The organism is Herbaspirillum camelliae, assembly GCF_001929405.1.
GTDB classification, from domain to species: Bacteria; Pseudomonadota; Gammaproteobacteria; order Burkholderiales; family Burkholderiaceae_D; genus Herbaspirillum; species Herbaspirillum seropedicae.
Genome location: NZ_KV880769.1, coordinates 4182059 through 4200525, shown reverse-complemented (window position 1 = coordinate 4200525; position 18467 = coordinate 4182059). Strand labels below are relative to the sequence as shown.

General features: G+C 65.0%; 17 protein-coding genes and 2 pseudogenes. 10 read left to right on the top strand and 9 right to left on the bottom strand.

The genetic code is table 11. The features are described 5' to 3' along the window. Positions 1–52: 52 nt before the first annotated feature. A pseudogene (locus BGK68_RS18945) lies at positions 53–831 on the top strand (transporter substrate-binding domain-containing protein). A 41-nt stretch (positions 832–872) separates the two neighbouring features. Continuing rightward, complete coding sequence (locus tag BGK68_RS18940) at positions 873–1862, top strand: alpha/beta hydrolase family protein (protein ID WP_075258353.1); 990 nt, start codon at positions 873–875, stop codon at positions 1860–1862. Positions 1863–1912: 50 nt separating this feature from the next. Here BGK68_RS18940 and BGK68_RS18935 read toward each other — a convergent pair whose 3' ends face one another. The 4 genes from BGK68_RS18935 to ku form a co-directional block, all read right to left on the bottom strand. Next, positions 1913–3274, bottom strand: coding sequence for a hypothetical protein (locus tag BGK68_RS18935; protein WP_233149346.1), 1362 nt, complete (start codon positions 3272–3274; stop codon positions 1913–1915). 35 nt (positions 3275–3309) lie between these two features. Beyond that, positions 3310–4431 (bottom strand): nucleotide excision repair endonuclease, encoded by a 1122-nt coding sequence (locus tag BGK68_RS18930; RefSeq protein ID WP_083657848.1) that lies wholly within the window; start codon positions 4429–4431, stop codon positions 3310–3312. 168 nt (positions 4432–4599) lie between these two features. Continuing rightward, positions 4600–7164 (bottom strand): DNA ligase D, encoded by a 2565-nt coding sequence (gene ligD / locus BGK68_RS18925; RefSeq protein ID WP_075258351.1) that lies wholly within the window; start codon positions 7162–7164, stop codon positions 4600–4602. After that, complete coding sequence (ku, locus tag BGK68_RS18920) at positions 7161–8183, bottom strand: non-homologous end joining protein Ku (RefSeq protein WP_075258350.1); 1023 nt, start codon at positions 8181–8183, stop codon at positions 7161–7163. The genes ligD and ku overlap by 4 nt, the downstream gene beginning before the upstream one ends. 212 nt (positions 8184–8395) lie before the next feature. Between ku and BGK68_RS18915 the strand changes: the two genes are divergently transcribed. The 4 genes and pseudogenes from BGK68_RS18915 to BGK68_RS18900 form a co-directional block, all read left to right on the top strand. Continuing rightward, on the top strand, positions 8396–10090 hold the full coding sequence (locus BGK68_RS18915) for a thiamine pyrophosphate-binding protein (RefSeq protein ID WP_075258349.1): 1695 nt from the start codon (positions 8396–8398) through the stop codon (positions 10088–10090). Between the two features lie 3 nt (positions 10091–10093). Continuing rightward, on the top strand, positions 10094–10360 hold the full coding sequence (locus BGK68_RS18910) for a hypothetical protein (protein WP_233149345.1): 267 nt from the start codon (positions 10094–10096) through the stop codon (positions 10358–10360). A gap of 158 nt (positions 10361–10518) precedes the next feature. Then, positions 10519–10743, top strand: a complete 225-nt coding sequence (locus tag BGK68_RS18905; protein ID WP_075258348.1) for a hypothetical protein — start codon at positions 10519–10521, stop codon at positions 10741–10743. A 69-nt stretch (positions 10744–10812) separates the two neighbouring features. Continuing rightward, a pseudogene (locus BGK68_RS18900) lies at positions 10813–11355 on the top strand (type 1 glutamine amidotransferase domain-containing protein); the annotation flags it as partial. A 400-nt stretch (positions 11356–11755) separates the two neighbouring features. Here the strand turns inward: BGK68_RS18900 and BGK68_RS18895 are convergent. From BGK68_RS18895 to BGK68_RS18885, 3 genes are all read right to left on the bottom strand, one after another. Beyond that, positions 11756–11998 carry a hypothetical protein gene (locus tag BGK68_RS18895; protein ID WP_075258347.1) on the bottom strand — a complete coding sequence of 81 codons (243 nt, stop codon included), beginning with the start codon at positions 11996–11998 and terminating at the stop codon, positions 11756–11758. A 118-nt stretch (positions 11999–12116) separates the two neighbouring features. Beyond that, a complete protein-coding gene (locus tag BGK68_RS18890) occupies positions 12117–12689 on the bottom strand; it encodes a DUF4142 domain-containing protein (protein WP_075258346.1) in 573 nt (190 codons plus the stop codon). A gap of 158 nt (positions 12690–12847) precedes the next feature. Next, entirely contained in the window at positions 12848–13120 is a 273-nt protein-coding gene (locus BGK68_RS18885; protein ID WP_075258345.1) for a SemiSWEET family transporter, read from the bottom strand. 241 nt (positions 13121–13361) lie between these two features. On the opposite strand from BGK68_RS18885, the gene BGK68_RS18880 reads away from it, so the two are divergent. Next, positions 13362–13874, top strand: a complete 513-nt coding sequence (locus BGK68_RS18880) for a CBS domain-containing protein (protein ID WP_075258344.1) — start codon at positions 13362–13364, stop codon at positions 13872–13874. Between the two features lie 299 nt (positions 13875–14173). Here BGK68_RS18880 and BGK68_RS18875 read toward each other — a convergent pair whose 3' ends face one another. Beyond that, complete coding sequence (locus BGK68_RS18875; RefSeq protein WP_041310677.1) at positions 14174–14410, bottom strand: hypothetical protein; 237 nt, start codon at positions 14408–14410, stop codon at positions 14174–14176. 222 nt (positions 14411–14632) lie between these two features. On the opposite strand from BGK68_RS18875, the gene BGK68_RS18870 reads away from it, so the two are divergent. Further along, complete coding sequence (locus tag BGK68_RS18870; protein WP_075258343.1) at positions 14633–15385, top strand: YoaK family protein; 753 nt, start codon at positions 14633–14635, stop codon at positions 15383–15385. Between the two features lie 248 nt (positions 15386–15633). Here the strand turns inward: BGK68_RS18870 and BGK68_RS18865 are convergent, their stop codons facing one another. After that, a complete protein-coding gene (locus tag BGK68_RS18865) occupies positions 15634–15972 on the bottom strand; it encodes a KGG domain-containing protein (RefSeq protein ID WP_075258342.1) in 339 nt (112 codons plus the stop codon). 333 nt (positions 15973–16305) lie between these two features. Here BGK68_RS18865 and imuA point away from each other — a divergent pair, with 333 nt between their 5' ends. Both imuA and BGK68_RS18855 read left to right on the top strand, forming a co-directional pair. Further along, on the top strand, positions 16306–17052 hold the full coding sequence (gene imuA / locus BGK68_RS18860; protein WP_075259891.1) for a translesion DNA synthesis-associated protein ImuA: 747 nt from the start codon (positions 16306–16308) through the stop codon (positions 17050–17052). Beyond that, positions 16979–18463: a Y-family DNA polymerase gene (locus BGK68_RS18855; RefSeq protein ID WP_075258341.1), complete on the top strand. Its 1485-nt coding sequence runs from the start codon at positions 16979–16981 to the stop codon at positions 18461–18463. Before imuA ends, BGK68_RS18855 begins: the two co-directional genes overlap by 74 nt. Positions 18464–18467: the final 4 nt, after the last annotated feature.

The following is an 18467-nucleotide window of genomic DNA, read 5'->3' as shown; positions in this document are numbered from 1 at the left end:
GCTGCTTGAAAACCATCGATGAGGAGAAATGCAGATGAGCACCAGGAAGACGATGCTGGCCGTCATGCTTGGACTGGCTGCCATACAGGGTGGCCTGGCCCGGGCCGACGCCCTGGCCGATATCCAGAAGAGCGGCGTGGTGCGCATTGGCGTGCCGCAGGATTTTGCCCCCTTCGGCTCAGTCAACACCGACCTGCAACTGCAAGGACTGGACATCGACGTGGCCCGGCTGATCGCCCAGAAGATGGGGTGAAGCTGCAACTGGTGCCAGTGGCCAGCGCCAACCGCATCGCCTACCTGCAGACCCACAAGGCCGACCTGGTCATCTCCACCCTGGGCCGCAACGCCGAGCGTGAAAAGGTGATCGACTTCTCGCAACCCTATGCGCCCTACAACAACAGCGTCTTTGGCGTGGCCAGCGTCAAGGTCAGCGGCCCGGCCGACCTGGCCGACAAGACCGTGGGCGTGGCGCGCGGCACCTTCCAGGATCTGCAACTGACCGACACCGCGCCCAAGAGCGCCACCATCAAGCGCTACGAAGACAACAACGCCATGATCTCCGCCTATGTCTCCGGCCAGGTGCAATTGGTGGGGACGGGCGACTTCGTGGCCTATGCACTGGCCGAGAAGGCCCCCAACAACAAGCCCGTGCTGAAATACATCATCCAGGAATCGGCCTGCAACGTCGGCCTGAACAAGGGCGAACCGGCCTTGCTGGCCAAGGTCAATGAGGCGCTGACGGCGGCCAAGAAGAGTGGCGAACTCAATGGCATCGTGCAGAAGTGGCTCAACGTGCCGCTGCCGGCCAAGATGGCGGCAACACTCCAGTAAGCGCGGTGGATCGCCAACAACGGTATCGACGAGGTCTTCCCATGACGCTGCGCCTGCTGCTCTCGGTGGTTTTCATGCTGTTCTTTTCCCAGCAGGCGCTGTCGGCCGAAAAGGACTCGCCCTTTCAAGCCGGGGTCGTGCGCATAGCCGTCACGGACAAGCTCCCCTTTGAGGCAGTAGTCTGGTACCCCAGCAAGACGCCGGAAACACCATGGCAGGCCGGTCCCTACACCATAGAAGCGACGCGCAATGCGGCCGTCGCCGACGCCGTCTTCCCGGTGGTCGTGCTCTCCCACGGCCACGGCGGCATGCCTTTTGGTCATCGGGAACTGGCCAGGCGGCTGGCGCGCGAAGGCTATGTGGTGATCGCCCCGATTCATGTGGGCGATTCCGCTGGCAATCTCGAGGGCTACCGGCAGGGACGTTCATTGATCGATCGCCCGAGGCAAGCCAACGCTGCGCTACATGCTGCATTTTCCGACAGTCGCTTGAGCGCGCATATGGACCCTGCCCGCATCGGTGCGATCGGTTTTTCTGCCGGCGGCTATACGGCCCTGGTCATGGCGGGCGCCGTTCCGGACTTTGTGCTGGCGGGCAGGTACTGCGCCTCGCATCCTCAAGACAGCTCTTCCTGTGGGGATGGCCGAAACACCTCTTCCTCACCTGCCTCTGCGGCCGAACCGTTCAAGCCCGACTATCCCGTCAAGGCCGTGGTCGTGATGGATCCGCTGGCCATTCCTTTCGATGCCGCTGCCCTGGCGTCGGTCACGATGCCAGTCTTGCTTTATCGTCCCTCGGACCCGAGTTTTTTGCCCGCCGAACCGAATGCGCTGGCAGTGGTGGCCGGCCTGCCCACCCGCCCAACAGAAGTCATCGTTCCGGGACGGCATTTTGTCTTCCTTGATCCTTGCCCTGCTGCATTCGCCTCGCAGGAAGCCTTGCTGTGCAAGGATGCGCCGGACGTTGACCGCGTTGCGATTCATCGCCGGCTGGAAGATGAAATTACCGGGTTCCTGCACCAGCATCTGTAGGGCTGACCTGACTCCATGCAGGGAGCCATGACAACCATCGGCAGGCGACCTCAGAACTTCGACGACACCGCCAGTCCCCACTTGCGTTCCTGGTCGCCGCTGTCGGGCAGGAGCCCGTTGGAGTAATCCAGGCTCAGCCCGACATTCTGGTTGAGGTTGTAGGTCAGCACCGACTTCCAGTAATGGATGCTGCGATTGCCCTGCAAGGCCTTCAGGCCCGTGAAGGTGGTCGTGAAGTCAAAGGGCAAGGCCGGATTGGTGGAGGACAGCGTGAACCCGGCCTGCGCGCCCAGGCGGATGAAGTCGCTGTGCTGGTCATAGACATCCGGATCGCCGCGATTGATGTAGATACCGTTGCGGCTCTGACCCACCAGGATGGGCTTGAACGCCAGGCCGTTGCCCCAGCGCAGGAAGTCGTTGAGCACGCCCGGACGCACCGGCGTGAACGTGAAGTTGACCGTCAGCAGGCGGCTGCCATCGGTATTGTTGACCAGGTAGTCGGGACGAGCGGTCAGGTCTTCGGTGTTGGCCGAATCCGGATGGGTGAAATGGAAGGCCGACAGCAAGCCCACCTGGCTGGTGCGGCTGGTGGTGACCTCGTTGGTCGCGCCGGCATAGCTGGTGACGCGATTCTGCTTGAAGCCCACGTAGGGCACCGCCTCATAGGTGCTGCCCGCTTCCCCGATGGGTCGTTTGTCCAGCGAATACCCCGCATAGACCACCACATCGTTGGTGCGCGACTGCGCCACCTCGTCATTGGCCAGCGTCACGCGGGCGCGTTCCACGGAGGCGTAACCGGCCTTGTCGCGATGATCGATGGACAACTGGTCGGGATTGCCGCGCACCCGCAGAGGATCCATCCAGGTGGCCGGAGCAGCCGGGGCCGCAGTGGCGGCGGCAGGCACAGCAGCAGCGCCACTGGCCGCCGCCAAAGGGGCCACGCCCATGCGGACGGCCTGGAGCGCATGCGGCAGCGTCGGCGTGGCAGTCGCCACGGTACAACTGAGGGTGATACGGCTGTCCTCACGGAAAAAAGCCGCAGCATCGGTGCGCCCGCTGGGGTGGAAACCTTCATCCTTGCCATCGATGAGACGCTGCACGTCCTCGGCCATGTGATCGACGTTGCAGCTGTCGCCGCTGCATGCTCCGCCGGTATTGCGCTCGCCCGCCCGCTTCTTGAGCAGCCAGGCCACCAGCGCGCGCGGCGAGGAGATCGGCGCGGCCTCCTTGCCCACCGAGAGATAGGCCGTACTGACCGGATAGGTCTGGATCAGGTAGGCCGCCAGGCGGTCCTTGTCGAGGGTCTGGTCGGGACGGCACAGGCCGCCTGGATCGGCGGCCAGCGCCAGAGGGAGCGCACCGGGCGCGGCCATCAGCAACGCGACGGCGTAGGGATAAAGACGTGCTTGCATGCAGGACAGGAAGGATCAGGAAGAATCAGGAAGGATCAGGGATGGGCCAATGGCAAGCCCGGCAGTGGACGCAGCTCCAGCTGGCCCAGCAGGTAGGGCTGGATCACCAGCTTGTAGGTATCCAGGTCGAAGCCCTTCAGGCTGGCCGCGGGGCGGGCAGGCAGACGGCGCTGCTGGCGATCCAGCGAACCCAGGTAGCGCCACTGGTCGATCACATGGATCTGCTGCCAGCCGTCGCCCTGTTCGACGATGCCCATGGGACCGGCATACGGCCAAGGCAGGATGCGCAAGTCTTCCAGCGCCTGCAGCAGGCGGGACTGGTGCTGTTCATGCGACTCTTCGCCGGTGCAGGCGCCGCGGCAACGGCGGATCTGCCGGCCGAAGCAGGCCGTGCCCGGGCCGTCGCCCTGTTCCAGGCCGGTAGCGATGGTGCACAGGCCATGATGCTCGACCAGCTTGTGCAAGGCCTCCTGGGCGGCGCGCTCGCTGCTGTAGAGGCCGAAGAGCTTGCCGGCGCGGTTGAATGCGTGGTCGGCCACCTGCGCTACCAGCGGCTGGCCCTGTTCATTCAGGCGCAAGGTGAACAGGCCGCGCTTGGCGCGCTGCTTCTTGTTGTAGGCCGGACGCAGATCGCGGAGCAGGCTGTTTTCCAGCAGGGCTGCGCCCAGCTCGCCCGCCGTGCGCAAGCATTCGATGCGGCGAGTGCGACCGATCAGGAACTGGTCTTCGGCATGGTGCAGATGCGCCAGCACGCGGCTGCGCAGGTTCACGCTGCGGCCCACGTAGAGCGCCTGGTCGCCCTCGCCGCGCAGGATGTAGACGCCGCAGGCGCTGGGCAGGTCCTCGATGCTGGCGCGGTCGATATGCAGCGGATAGCTGAAGGTCGCCGCCCGGTGCGCAGCCGGCTGGGGTGCGTTGAAGGTGGCCAGGGGCAGGCTGCGTGGGGACACTGTAGGCAGTGTAGGCGGTGTGGACAGGCCATGCTCGCCCTCCTGTACCAGCAGGCGCTCCACCAGCGCGGCTGGCAGCTTGCGCGGCTGCGCGGTGGCGCTGGCCGGCATCAGCGCCGGCATCACGGGGCGGGTGAAAAGCTGGGTCAGCGAGGGGCGGTGGCTGATGGTGTTCATGGCGTGGGCCATTTCCTTCTTGTTGTTCATGGGCGCCCGGAGCCGCTGGGCGGGCCGGGACGGAAACCGGCGTGGGCCGGTTCTCAAACTGGGGAGGATTATGGATTTGCCCCTTGTCAGGCGCAGTCGGCAGGATGATGAAGATCGTGTAGGACATCGCCGCCCTGCTGAGCTTGCCGGCCCAGCTCTGCCGTCCGCTCAGACGCTGTCAAAGGCCGCCAGCATGGCCTTGGTGAGCCGCTGCGGGGTCTGGCCGAAGCCAGCCCAGGGATCGTGCTTCTCCAGGCTGCGGATGCGCGCCGGCATGGTGGACACCCGGAAATGATCGGCCTTGGTGCCCTTGCCCTGTTCCAGCTCTTCCCAGGTGATCGGCACCGACACCGGCGCCCCATCGCGGGCGCGCACCGAATAGGCCACCACCGTGGTCGCGCCGGGCGCATTGCGCAGATAGTCGATAAAGATCTTGCCGTTGCGAGCAGCCTTGCTCATCTTGGCGATGAAACGGTCCGGCAGGTGCCGCGCCAGGTGCGCGGCGAACCGGTGCGCCCAATCCTTGACCACCGCCCAGTCATGTTCCGGCCGGATCGGCACCATCACATGCAGACCCTTGCCGCCGGAAGTCTTGAGAAAACAGTCCAGTCCGATCTCTTTCAACAGCCCCCGCACCAGCTGGGCGCCCTCCACCACCGTGGCCCAGGGCACATCGTCAGCGGGATCGAGGTCGAACACCACGCGGTCGGGGTGGTCCAGCGCTGCGCCGGTCGCGCCCCAGGCATGCAGCTCCAGCACGCCCATCTGCACGGTGGCGACCAGTCCAGCCACATCGTTGACCATCATGTACTGGGCATGACCCTCGCCTTCCGGCACTTCGATGGTGTCGATGGCCTCGGGCATGCCTTGCCCGGTGTGCTTCTGGAAGAAGCACTTGCCGGCATGTCCGTCCGGACAACGTACCAGCGACAGCGGGCGTTGCCTGAGTTCGGGCAATATCCACGGCGCCACGCTCTGGTAATAGCGCGCCAGTTCCAGCTTGGTCAGCCCAGTATCGGGAAAGAGGATCTTGCCGGGATGGGTCAGCTTCACCCCGGCCACGGTGACGGGTGCGGAGAGGTCGGTGGCCTTGCCACGGCTGCGCACGGGTGCGGCGGCCTGCTCGTTGGCGTCGGCCTTTATCTCGGCGAGGGGCTGCGGACCTTCGCGCCGGATCTGGTGCGGGTCCTTGTCTTCGCGCAGGGCCACGAAGCTGCCATGGCGCAGGATGCCGGCGCTGGTCCATTGGGCAAAGCGCACCTCGGCCACCAGCGCCGGCCTGAGCCAGTGGACCCCGCGCCGCTGCTGGCCGGTGGGTGGATTGGCAAAGGCTGGCTGGTCCTGCTCCAGCGGGCCGAACTGCTTGAGCAGCGTCTCCAGCAGCCTGTCATCGAAACCGCTGCCCACCCGCCCGGCGTAGCGCAACTGGTCGTGCTCATCGTAGACGCCCACCAGGATGGCCCCGAAGCCGCTGCGTTGGCCGGCCGGTTCGGTATAGCCGGCGATGACGAACTCTTGCCGATGCTCGCACTTGAGCTTGAGCCAGTAGCGGTCGCGCCGCCCTGTGTACGGGGCATCGGCGCGCTTGAGCACGATCCCTTCCATGCCGTGCTGGCATGCGTGGCGGAACACTTCGGCGGCGTGGCCCTCGATGTGTTCGCTGTAGAGCAGCAGTCCCTCTGGGTCCGAACCCGGGATCAGTTCACGCAGCAACTCCTTGCGCTGATGCAGGGGAATCTCACGCAGGTCGTGGCCATTCAGGTACAGCAGATCGAAGGCATACAGCGCCAGGCGGATGCCATCGGCCTGCTGGCGATCCCCGCGCGCCAGGTTCTGCAAGGCCTCGAAGCTGATCTGTCCCTGCGCGTCCAGCGCCACGACCTCGCCATCGATCCAGGCCTCATCGACCGGCAAGCGCGCCAGCGCCTGCGCCAGGATGGGCCAGCGCTGGCTCCAGTCCAGGCCTTCCCGGGTGTAGATGGCGGCCTGGCCGTGATCGATGCGGCACAAGCCGCGATAACCGTCGAACTTCAGCTCGCACAGCCATTGCTCGCCCTCGGGAGCGCGATCGACCAGCGTAGCCAGTTGCGCCTGCATCTGCGCAGGCATCGGGCCGGTGCTGTCCGGCGCGGCCCTGGCGCTCGCTCTGGCCTTGGCGGGCGGCGCCCGGTCGCCCAGATCCTTGACGCTCTCGGGTCGCAGTTCGGTGATGGCCGCTTGCTCACCGCTGGCCGCTGCGGCGTCATCATCCTTGATCAGCAACCAGTTTTCCTTGCCATCGGCGGCGGGCTTGCCCATGCGCACCAGGGCCCAGCGGCCTTGCAGTTTTTCACCCTCCAGCTCAAAGCTCAGGTGACCTTTTTTCAGCCCGGCGTGCGCATCGCCATGGGGCCGCCACTGGCCGCGGTCCCACAGGACCACATGGCCGGCGCCATACTGGTGCGCGGGAATGTCGCCCTCGAAGCTGCCGTAGTCGAAGGGATGATCCTCGACCCGCACGGCCAGGCGCTTGTCGTGCGGGTCCAGGCTGGGGCCCTTGGGAACGGCCCAGCTCTTGAGCACACCGTCGAGCTCGAGCCGAAAGTCATAATGGAGCCGGCGCGCATGGTGGCGCTGGATGAAGAATTGCAGGCTCTGCGACTGCACCCTCGCCCGGCTGGCATGACCGGAGGGTTCGGGCGTGATCGTGAAGTCACGCTTGGCGCGGTAGCGGTCGAGCTTGCCGGTGCTCATGCCTGCGCCCTCCTGGCGGTGCTGCCGCTACGGCGGGTGGCAGCGCTGCGGCTGGCCTTGCTGGTGCTGGTGGTCTTGGTCCTGGGCTTGGCGGCGCTCTTGGCAGCACTTTTGGCGGGAGACTTGCGGGCAGGAAGCTTGTGGACCTTCGCGCTGCCCTTTTCCTTGTCTTCCTTCGGCGCTTTCTCTTCCCGGGCTTTGCTGGAGGCAGAGGACTTGCCGCGCCCTTCCAGACTGCTCTTGAGCAAGGCCATCAGGTCTACCACCTTGGCGCCGCTGCTGGCCGGTGCGGCGGCTTCGTCCGGCTCGGCCACTTCATGGGTCTGGCGGCTCTTGATCTTCTTCTGGATCAGCGCCAGCACGTCGTCGCGATAGGTGTCGTGGAACTGCTCCGGCTCCCATTCTGCCGACATGTGCTCCACCAGCGCTCGCGCCATCTCCACTTCCTGCCGGGTGACCGCCGCCTTCTTGGACTTGCGCGTGGGCACCGGCAGATCATCCGGGGCGCGCAACTCGCTGGGATAGCGCAAGGTGATCAGTTGCAGCATGTCGCCCTGCGGAATGAGCGCAGCCAAGTGCTGGCGGGTGCGGATGACGATCTGGGCAATGGCCATCTTGTCGCTGGCCAGCAGGGTTTCGCGCAACAGTGCGTAGGCCTTGTCGCCCCCCTTGGCCGGGGCCAGGAAATAAGGCTGCTCGAAATAAAGGATGGGCACCTGCTCGCGCTCGACGAAACTCTGGATGTCGATGCTCTGGGTCGCCTCCACGTTGGCGCGGCGCAGGTCTTCGTCGGACATGAGGACATACTTGCCGTCCTCGTACTGGTAGCCCTTGATGATGTTTTCCCAGGGCACCTCGCGCCCGGATGTCTTGTTGTAGCGCTTGTAGCCCACCGGCGAGAGATCGCGCTGGTCCAGCAGCGTGAAGTCCAGCTCATCGTGCTTTTCGGCGGTATAGAGCTCGACCGGGATATTGATCAGCCCGAAGCTGATCGCTCCTTTCCATAGTGCGCGTCGCATGGCGTCCTCCGCAATATCGCTGATGGGCCGATTATCGGAGCGCAGCCGCGGCCACGCAGTCGGCCTGATGATGAAGGCGGCGTAGGAATGTGCCGGGCGTCCCCCATCCTCCTACAGGGATTTACCACAGACACCGATACAGGCCACCGGCTGGCGGACTTACTCTTGAGTGCAATCCCCCCTCTTCCCTCAACGACACCCATGGAGCCGCCATGCCCGCCACCGTTGCAGACATCCTCATCGACACGCTCTACGAGATCGGCGTACGCCAGATCTTCGGCGTGGTCGGTGATGCATTGAACCCGCTCACCGACGCCATCCGCCGTGACAAGCGCATCGAATGGATAGGCGTACGCCATGAAGAAGGCGCAGCCCTGGCCGCTGCCGGCCAAGCCAAGCTGACCGGCCGGCTGGCGGTCTGCTGCGGTACCACCGGCCCGGGCGCCAACCACCTGGTGGCGGGCTTGTACGAAGCCCGCAAGGACCATGCCCCGGTGCTGGCGATCTCCGGCGGCGTGCCGGCCGCCCATCGCGGCACCGACTATCTGCAGGAGAATTCGCCCGAGCTGCTCTTTCGCGACGTGGCCGCCTACAGCCAGATCATCACCAGCCCGGACCAAGCCCCGGCGGTGTTCCACCAGGCCATCGCCCAGGCCTACGCCCAGCGCGGCGTGGCGCATCTGAACATCCCCGCCGACATCATCGGCGCCAAGACTTCCGGCAGCGTCCCCAGCCTGCATACCCTGCGCGAGCGCACGCCGCTGTCGCCGCCAGCTGCCGATATCCAGGCCGCGGCCGACCTGATCAATGCGGCAGGGTCGGTGGCCATCTTCGCCGGCAATGGCTGCCGTGGCGCCATTGACGAGGTGCTGGCGCTGGCCAGCAAGTTGCAGGCGCCGGTCATGCATACCTTCCGAGGCAAGGACCTGGTCAGCTACGACCACCCGCACTGGATAGGCGGCGTAGGCCTCATCGGTGGCGCACCCGGCACCGACGCACTGCATGCGGCCGAAGTGATGCTGATGCTGGGCTCGGACTATCCCTATTCCGAATTCCTGCCCACCAAGTCCAAGGTGATCCAGATCGACGAGCGCGGCTTCGTGCTGGGCCGTCGCGCGCCGGTCACCCTGGGCATCACCGGTTCGGTCGCGCCAGCCGTGCAGCAATTGCTGGAGCGCGTGGAAGGCAAGACCGATGGCGCTTTCCTGCAGCAGGCCAATGCCCATCGCGAACGCTGGAACACCAAGCTCGACAGCGCCGCCGAGATCAAGCGCCACCACAAGAAGATCAAGCCGCAAAGCGTGGCCCGGACCATCAGCGATCTGGCCGATGACGATGCCGCCTTCGTGGTCGATACCGGCGTGGTGACGCTGTGGTGCGGCAACTGGATACGCCAGCGTGGGGGGCAGCGCATCCTGGCCTCCTTCAACAATGCTGCGGTCGGCACCTCGCTGGGCCAGGCCAACGGCATCCAGGCGTTGGACCGTGAACGTCAGGTGGTGGTGGCCGTCGGCGACGGCGGCTTCACCATGTTATTGGGCGAATTCATGACCAGCGTCGAACACCGCTTGCCAGTGAAGGTAGTGGTCTTCAACAACCGCGAGTGGGGCCTGGTGCATCTGGAGATGGAAGAAGCGGGCATGCCCGCCTTCGAAGGCTCCGAATTCCCCAACCCCGACTTCGCCGCCTTCGCGCGCGCCTGCGGCGGCCAGGGTTTCAGCGTGCGCACGCCCGAAGAACTCGAAGGCGGCCTGCAGCAGTTGCTGGCCGCACCCGGGTCGGCGGTGCTGGACGTCTTTATCGATCCGTCCGAACTGCCGGTCATGCCGCACATCAAGATGGAACAGATCTGGCGCTTTGGCCTGGCCAAGGTGCGTGAGAGCCTGATCGCCATGAAAGGAGGCTGAACCATGGACGCCATTGACCCTGTCGCCCAGCAACGCCAGGACTACGCCCGCGAGCTGCGCGCCCGCTTCGAGCAATACAAGACCTGGGCCATCAGCCACTGGCCGGTGCGCGAACAGCCATTGGAAGAATCCGCCTTCGTGGCCGCCGAGCGCGAGCTGGAACTGATCACGGGGGCGATGCTGCATCCCGGTGGTCCCTCCGGGGCCATCCCCGCCGATGGCGATGAGGCGGGCCAATTCCAGCAGGTCACGCCAGCGCCGTGGCCGTGAGGTACCGGGCGGCATGACCTCGCGCATTCTTACGCGCGGTTGCGCCGCCCGCTTATATCGCCGCATCGGCGCGGGCAGTAATCTGGTCGTTACAGGCACACGCGTACATCGCGTCGTTTCCATTGAAGAGGCACACCCCATATCCAAAGGAGGTCAGCATGAGCGCAAACAAACCCGACAAGGACCATCGTCCCAACAAGTACGACACACCCTCGGAAGTGGCGCTGGATGAAGCCAACGAGATGAGCTTCCCCGGCAGCGATCCGGTGGCCACCTCCAATATCACGCGCATCGAAAAGGCGCCTGAGATGGACCGTGCCAGCAATGACCACCAGAACCGCAACCAGGTCCGCGAGAACACCAAACAGAACACCCCTGACTGAGCCTAGTTGGCCCCTCTGGGCGGCCGGTGCATGCCGGCCGCCCTTTTCTTTTTGCAAGGGAGAATGAAGATGAGCAATCGCTACCATCAACTCAAGGTCGCCGTGCTGGTGACCGACGGCTTCGAGCAAGCCGAACTGCTGGAACCGAAAAAGGCGCTGGAAGCCGCTGGCGCCACCGTCCATATCCTCTCCGACAAGAGCGACAGCGTGCAGGGCTTCAAGCACGTCGACAAGGGCGAGGTGGTGTCGGTCGACGGCAGCCTGGACAACGCCAGCGCCGACGATTATTCGGCCGTGCTGCTGCCGGGCGGGGTCGTCAATGGCGACGCCATGCGCCTACTGCCCCAGGCGCGCAACTTCGTGCGCGCCGCCAATGACGCTGAGAAGCCCATCGCCTCCATCTGCCACGGCGGCTGGCTGCTGATCTCCGCCGGCATCGCCAAGGGCCGTACCGTGACCAGTTGGCCCAGCCTGCAGGACGACTTCAAGAACGCCGGCAGCCAATGGGTGGACCAGGAAGTGGTGCGGGACGAGAACTTCGTCTCCTCGCGCAAACCTGCCGACATCCCCGCCTTCAACAATGAATTCATGAAATTGCTGGATGAGCAGCAACGCCGGGAACATCGGCAACCACCCAGCAGCGCTGCCGGGGAAGAGGCCGTCACCGACGCCGGCGGAGAGGCTGCCACGGCCGCCCCGCCCTTGTCGGCCAAGGGTCGCGCGCCAGCCGCTCCACCCAGTCATGAAAATGAAGCCTTCGCCGTGGCCCACGGTGAAGCGCCGCAGAGCGACGGCTGACGCGTTGCTCCTTGCCCGCCCGGGTGCCGGCCTGCCATGTAGAGCGGGCCGTTGCCCGGCGCGCACGCTCCGCATCAGCTCAGAACCCATCGGTTCGACACTCGAAAGCTCAAGACAACGCCGATGAAAAATGCCGTCCGGTTTGCACCGAACGGCATCTGCGCGGACCGGTACATGCCGGTCGCCGCTTCCCCTCCACTACTCCACTGCTCTGCTACTGTTCCTGGGGCTGCCCCTCGTACTGACGCATGGCCTCGGCCAGCAGGTCCAGCGCGGCCTTTTCGGCCAGCTTGCGCTTCTTGCAGATGCGCACCGGCTGGCCATGCAGGTCCATGGACCACAGATGGTCGATGCGGGTATCGATGTAGGCGGCGTATTTGTGCTTGTCCAGCTTGGCCACGCGCGGCATGAAATGACCGGCTTGGTGCTCTTGAACGGATCGGGCGAAGTGCTTCATGGCAATTCTCCTCTGCGGCTAGACCAGGGGTGCAAGGCTGCTTTCAGCATAGACCATCGTAGCGGGAGGAAAAGGGCCGGCCCGGCCATTCCCCTCCCTTCATACGGGTCCGTGTTGATTATTTCTTGCCAGCGTCGAGCGACTGCTTCAGCTCGCGTCCCATGGCCAGGTGCTTTTCCAGGCCCGGCAGGGTCTTGGCGGCGAAGCTCTTGACTTCGGCGTCCTGGGCCGAAGACGAGGCCTTCTGGAACAGCTTGACCGCGTCTTCATGCGCCGACACGCCAATCATGCTGGCATAGCGCTGGTCGAAGGTATTGCCCTTGAGCTTTTCCAGCACCGCGATCTTGGCGCGCTGGGCCATGCTGGGTTCCTCAGGCAGGCTGACGTTCTTGCTGGCGGCCAGCTGCTTGAGTTCTTCCCCCACGGCGGTGTGCTCGTCCACCATCTTCTGGGCGAATTCCTTGACGGCCGGATTGCTGCTTTTTTCCAGCGCGATCTTGCTGGCCTCGACTTCGGCGTGGCCAGCCTCGGCTGCATTGGTCATGAATTTCTTGTCTTTCGACGCCGTCTCGGCGGACGCAGTGAAGGACAAGGCAACACCGGCCGTCAGCAGGGCTGCGGCTGCCAGCAGGCGACGCGATGGGCGGGGCAATACGGCGCGCTCTGGCGCACGATGGAACGAAAATGTCATGGCGCTTCTCCTTGTGGATGATTGATCGGTCTCTGGCCAGCTTGCGGCCAGTGTCATGTTTGCACTGTAGCCGCCACCATCACGCCTTTGAATCAGACAGCGCCAACGACGCCTGTAAGAATCGATGACCATGGCCCGCGCCGCGCGAGCCCGTCAGCTCAGCCTTGCCGGCGGCGGTTGCGCAGGTACAGCACCTGTCCCAGCAAGGCCGTCAAGAGCAGGAACACGTTGGACACCACGAAGACCCAGTCCCCTTGCAGCAGGCTATAGGTGACAAAGCCGGCAGAGGCAACCAGTTGGCCGGCGAAGAGCCAATGCGACACCCCCTGGGTGGAACGGCTGCGCCATTGCTCATAGACCTGCGAAGAGATGGTCAGCAGCAGGATCAGGGTGGCGCCCCAGCCGATGAGGTCGGTGATGTGTTCGGACATGGTGAGGGACGGTTAGGGTTGAAGAATCGGTGCCGCCATGGTGGACCATGTGCGTCTGGGCCACAGTCGGCAGGCGTCGCAAGCGCCTGTAGGATGAACCCGCCTGGCCAGGCCGTCGGCGCTTTCGCGCAGCGCTGCGCGAATCTGCCGACCCGACAAAGGGGTGCATGTCGCATTGCCACGCGCAGCGCAGCGACTTAGCCTGAAACGGTTGTCCCTTTCCCTCTTCCAGGAGATCAGCATGCATGCCACCCGTACCATTGCCGACGTCATGACGCGCGGCGCCCATACCCTCAAACCCGACGATACCGTCATCCGCGCCGCCCAGGCCATGGAAGCGCTCGACGTGGGCGCGCTGCCGGTCTGCGATGGCGACCAGCGCCTGGTGGGCCTGGTGACCGACCGCGATATCGTGCTGCGCGGCGTGGCGCACAACCGTCTCACCGAGACCACCCCGCTGACCGAAGTGATGAGCCACGATGTGCTGTGGTGCTATGAAGATGAACCGGTGGACGATGTGCTGGACGATATGGTGCAGCGCCAGATCCGCCGCCTGCCCGTCATGGACCGCCAGAAGAACCTGGTGGGCATGGTCAGCCTGGGCGACGTGGCGGCCAAGACCCAGAACAGCGGCATCGCCGCGGCGCTGGCCGAAATCTCCCTGCCGGCCGCGCCGCTGCGCCCGGACGAAGACTTCCGCTTGCCCGAGGTGAGCCAGGGCGACCTGGCCGAAGTGAACCTGGGCCGCAGCTAGCCCACGCAAGGGGCGGGCCTCCCTGGCCGGCCTTGTAGGTTTTTTCTTACACGCTAATCGGGCACTGTCCGATCTTCTTTTTTGCAGTGCATGGCTACTATGCACTCCAACGAACTCGAAACCGAGGACACCCAATCCGGCGCGAACGTCCCCCTCCGTCGTGCTACGAATAATGTCCATCCCCCATCGGTTTATCCCCACGGGTCGTTTTCATAAGCAGAAATTCATCGAAGATTCCCCCGATCTTCGGCGTCTTATATCCCTCCCCTCAGGCCGCCTCCCCCAGGCGGCCATTTTTTTTATCCTTGCGCCGGTCCTTGCTGGGCAATATAGGCCAGGGCGTCCGCATAGGCAGCGTCGCTGGCCTCGCGGACCGGCTCGCACACGTAGGTGGACATCTCGTCCTCGTGGCTTGCGCCGATCAGGACGATGCCGCGAAAACCGCCGCCCTCGGCCTGTTGCACGCCTGGCTGCATGAGCGGGGCCGTCATTTCGTCCAGCTTGTCGCCGCCGGGAATATCGATGGGAATGCTCATGGAATGGGTCCTCCTGTGGCAAGGTGAAAACACAAGACCTGCTTGCACCGGCTGACACACATCAGGCATGTGCTGATCGGCAACCATGAGGGCGCAAGAAGAAGTATGCTTGTCAGCATAGAAAACGCTGAAGGAAAAGGCAGCAAGAAGCCGCCCTCGATGGGGGTAGGACGGCTTGAAGATGAGGCTGCACCAGCGTTCTCGCGCCTAACCGGACCTGTCATGCCCATCGATTATCTGCGCCGCCTTACCAGCCCGGCGCGCACCGACCTTTCCAACCGCCACCTGGGCCGTTCGCTGGCTTTCATCGCCGGGGCCGTCAATGCCGGCGGCTTCCTGGCGGTCGGGCAGTACACCTCGCACATGTCGGGCATCGTCTCGTCGCTGGCCGACAACCTGGTGCTGGGCGAGACCCTGCTGCTGGTGGGCGGCGCCAGCGCCCTGCTCTCGTTCCTGGCCGGCGCGGCCTGTTCGACGGTCATGATCAACTGGGCGCGCCGGCGCGGCCTGCACAGCGAATACGCCATGCCCCTGATGCTGGAAGCCATGCTGTTGCTGTGCTTTGGCATCCTGGGCAGCAACCTGGAAAATCACCGCGTGCTGTTCGTGCCGGTCACGGTGGCGCTGCTGTGCTTTGTGATGGGCTTGCAGAACGCCATGATCAGCAAGATTTCCCGCTCCGAGATCCGCACCACCCACGTCACCGGGCTGGTCACCGACATCGGCATCGAGATCGGCAAGATATGCTACTGGACCGCCGCCCCACGCCAGCCGGGCGAGCATGGGGAAGATCCGGTGCCGGCGGCGCGGCGCAAGTTCATGCTGCTGGGGTCCTTGCTGCTGATGTTCTTCCTGGGGGGCGTGGCTGGAGCGCTGGGCTTCAAGCTGGTGGGCTTCCTGGCCACCATGCCGCTGGCCGCAGGCCTGTTCCTGCTGGCGCTGGTGCCGATGATGGATGACCTGGCGCGCTCCTGAGCGGCCCCTTGTTCAGCGGGAGATTAAGAAATCTCGATAGAAAGTCCATGTTGGCCCGAGAAATTAATATTTCTCGATGGAAATTAAAAAAATCCAATCCTATGAACTGCCCGTCAAGCTGGTCCACCATATAGACAAAAATGCAAAAAAGGCGCTCTGCGCGCCTTTCGTTTTCTTGTTATCCGTCTTACACGCCGCCCGAACCCATCCTGGGAGGCGGCAGCCGCTGCCTGAGGCGGCCGGCGCCATCAGCCTTGCTGTTGTGCCGTATTGTCCGACTGCTGCGGTTGCTGGGCGCCGGATTGGGACTCCTGACGCGCCTGGTCTTGCGGTGCGGCCTGGTTCATCTGCGGCTGGGCCGGGCTGCTGGCGCCATTCTGGGCGGCAGCGGCGGCAGCATTCTTGCGGCCATGGCTGTTGAGACCACCCTTGCGACCGGCTTCACGGGCTTCGGCCGAGGTGAACTCGTGGGCAGCACCCTTGGCATGCGCGGCCTTGCCGCCCATGCTGGCGATCTGGCGTTGTTTCTCCCGATCCATGGCGGCGAAGCCGCGATTACTGTTCCCCGGATTTTGTGCATTTGCCATGTGTAAGACTCCTTAGCGTGGATAGTCGAATGGAGCGGATCAGTCTGGCCAGCCACTCTCCTGACTGCACGAGTTCCTGACACAAACCTGAATCCACGCTTGCAGTTTAGGAAGGCTCACCAAAGCTCACTATCGGAAGAGCTCCCCAGCCCTTGTCAGCATCCACTGTCAGACATGCAGGAATCCATGAAGATGAGCTTGCTTCTGCCTTCCTGAAGACGGATTCACTTTCCTGCCCCGACAAAGTCAGGTTTTGTCACACACCAAAACAAATACTGTATATTTATACAGCTATCGCCATTTTCGCCATCTCTCTTGCCGCTGCATCCGACCATGCTGTCTTCCTCTTCCCCGGCCCGTACGCCGGAAACCATCCACCCCGCGCTCTGGCTGGCCTCCCAGCTGGCGCGCGGGAATGGGCGCGGGGTTTCCAGCGGTTTCGAGGCGCTCGATGCGGAATTGCCCGGGCGCGGCTGGCCTACGGGGGTGCTGATCGAATTGCTGCTGCCCCAGGATGGCGTGGGTGAACTGCGCCTGCTGCGACCGCTGCTGGCCCAGCCACAACGCCTGCGACCAGGCGCGCCCACCGGTCGCATCGCCCTGCTGCAAGCCCCGCACGCCATCAATGCGCCGGGCTGGGCGGCCATGGGCGTGCCGGCCACGCGCCTGCTGCAGTTGCAGGCCGACACCCCGGCCGACGCCTGCTGGGCCGCCGAGCAGGTCTTGCGCGCCGACAGTTGCCAGGCCCTGCTGATGTGGCAAGCGCGCCTGCGCAAGGGCGACCACGATCTGCTGCGCCGGCTGCACGTGGCGGCCCAGGCGGGCCAGACCCTGTTTTTCATGCTGCGTCCGCTGGCCTGCGCCCGGGAGGCTTCACCGGCGCCCCTGCGGCTCACGCTCAGGCCGGCGCCGGGCGGCCTGGACATCGGCTTTCTCAAGCGGCGCGGCCCGCTGCGCGAGCAAAGCCTGTTTCTTCCCCTGACACCTTCACCGAATCTGCAACGCCATGTCTCCCCTGTGGATCGCCGTACACCTGCCACTGCTGCCGCTGGAAGTCTTCCGTCCGAACTGGCTGGATGAAGTCGCCGCCGTGGTCTTCGAACGCGAGCGCGTGGCCGCGCTGTCGGCGGCGGCGCGCGCGTGCGGCATCCACGAAGGGATGCGGCGCGGCGGGGTGCAGTTGCTGGCGCCAGAAGCGCAACTGCAGGAGCGCGACCCGGCGCGTGAACAGGCCGCGCTGGAACAGACCGCGCTGGCGCTGCTGCAATATACGCCCCAGGTGAGCCTGGCGCCGCAGGCCTGCGTGCTGCTGGAAGTCAGCGCCAGCCTGCGCCTGTTCGGCGGCATCCGGGCGCTGTGCCGCAAGGTCCGCGTGAGCATCGCCCGGCTGGGCCTGTCGGCCACGCTGTCCTGCGCCGTCACGGCCACCGGGGCCTGGATGCTGGCGCGCTACGGCGATGTGCGCACCGTGCGCGAGCGCTCGCTGCGGCGTCGCCTAGATCGTCTGCCGGTGGTCTTGCTCAGCGCCGCACAAGCCCATCTGGAATGGCTGCACGGCCTGGGCTGCCGTCAACTGGGGCAGTTGCGGGCCTTGCCGCGGGCGGGCTTGCAGCGGCGCTGCGGCAAGGCCTTGCTGGACATGCTCGAGCGCGCCTATGGCCAGGCGCCGGAAGTGCATGACTGGGTGGTGGCTCCGCCGGTCTTCCAGGCCCGCGTGGAGCTGCCGGACCGGATAGAGCAGACCGACATCCTGAGCGCCTATGCCCAGGCCCTGCTGGCCCAACTGGCCGGCTGGCTGACGGCGCGCCAGCTGGCCGTGAAGCAGTTGCGGCTGTGGCTGGAGCATGAACGCGGCCGCCAGGCCGTCGCGCCGACCGATTTGCGCATTGCCTTGTCGGCGCCGGCCTGGCAGGAAGATCACCTCTACAGCCTGGTCAAGGAAAAGCTGGCCCGCTCCACCCTGCCCGCCCCGGCCATCGCGCTGGGCCTGGCTGCCGAAGAGCTGGAACGCATGCAGCCGGCCAGCGACATGCTCTTCCCCGAGCCGGGCGGCAGCGCCGAAGACCATCAGCGCCTGCTGGAACTGCTGGTGGCCCGGCTGGGTGCAGACAAGGTGCGCCAGGCTGCGCCCCGCGCCGACCACCGGCCGGAGCTGGCCAACCGCTGGTGCAGCGTGATGCAGCCGGCTGCCAGCCTGCCCGCGCCGCTCTCCACCGATGCGGCGCGCTTGCCGCCGCGTCCGCTGTGGCTGCTGGATGAGCCTGTGCCGCTACGGGTGCTGCAGCACAAGCCCTTCTATCGCACGCCGCTGGAATTGACTTCACCGCCCGAACGCATCGAAGCCGGCTGGTGGGAAGGCCGACCCTCCACCCGCGATTACTTCACCGTGCGCGATGCGCAGCATGCCTATTACTGGATCTTCCGCCAGTGGCATGGCGGGGAATGGTCGGACGAAGAACCGCAGTGGTTCCTGCACGGGCTGTTCGGCTAGGAGC

Excerpts from the sequence above, each read along its gene's own strand:
- BGK68_RS18940 (WP_075258353.1), top strand. The coding sequence starts at position 873 with ATGACGCTGCGCCTGCTGCTCTCGGTGGTTTTCATGCTGTTCTTTTCC.
- BGK68_RS18935 (WP_233149346.1), bottom strand. The coding sequence starts at position 3,274 with ATGCAAGCACGTCTTTATCCCTACGCCGTCGCGTTGCTGATGGCCGCG.
- BGK68_RS18930 (WP_083657848.1), bottom strand. The coding sequence starts at position 4,431 with ATGAACAACAAGAAGGAAATGGCCCACGCCATGAACACCATCAGCCAC.
- ligD (WP_075258351.1), bottom strand. The coding sequence starts at position 7,164 with ATGAGCACCGGCAAGCTCGACCGCTACCGCGCCAAGCGTGACTTCACG.
- ku (WP_075258350.1), bottom strand. The coding sequence starts at position 8,183 with ATGCGACGCGCACTATGGAAAGGAGCGATCAGCTTCGGGCTGATCAAT.
- BGK68_RS18915 (WP_075258349.1), top strand. The coding sequence starts at position 8,396 with ATGCCCGCCACCGTTGCAGACATCCTCATCGACACGCTCTACGAGATC.
- BGK68_RS18910 (WP_233149345.1), top strand. The coding sequence starts at position 10,094 with ATGGACGCCATTGACCCTGTCGCCCAGCAACGCCAGGACTACGCCCGC.
- BGK68_RS18905 (WP_075258348.1), top strand. The coding sequence starts at position 10,519 with ATGAGCGCAAACAAACCCGACAAGGACCATCGTCCCAACAAGTACGAC.
- BGK68_RS18895 (WP_075258347.1), bottom strand. The coding sequence starts at position 11,998 with ATGAAGCACTTCGCCCGATCCGTTCAAGAGCACCAAGCCGGTCATTTC.
- BGK68_RS18890 (WP_075258346.1), bottom strand. The coding sequence starts at position 12,689 with ATGACATTTTCGTTCCATCGTGCGCCAGAGCGCGCCGTATTGCCCCGC.
- BGK68_RS18885 (WP_075258345.1), bottom strand. The coding sequence starts at position 13,120 with ATGTCCGAACACATCACCGACCTCATCGGCTGGGGCGCCACCCTGATC.
- BGK68_RS18880 (WP_075258344.1), top strand. The coding sequence starts at position 13,362 with ATGCATGCCACCCGTACCATTGCCGACGTCATGACGCGCGGCGCCCAT.
- BGK68_RS18875 (WP_041310677.1), bottom strand. The coding sequence starts at position 14,410 with ATGAGCATTCCCATCGATATTCCCGGCGGCGACAAGCTGGACGAAATG.
- BGK68_RS18870 (WP_075258343.1), top strand. The coding sequence starts at position 14,633 with ATGCCCATCGATTATCTGCGCCGCCTTACCAGCCCGGCGCGCACCGAC.
- BGK68_RS18865 (WP_075258342.1), bottom strand. The coding sequence starts at position 15,972 with ATGGCAAATGCACAAAATCCGGGGAACAGTAATCGCGGCTTCGCCGCC.
- imuA (WP_075259891.1), top strand. The coding sequence starts at position 16,306 with ATGCTGTCTTCCTCTTCCCCGGCCCGTACGCCGGAAACCATCCACCCC.
- BGK68_RS18855 (WP_075258341.1), top strand. The coding sequence starts at position 16,979 with ATGTCTCCCCTGTGGATCGCCGTACACCTGCCACTGCTGCCGCTGGAA.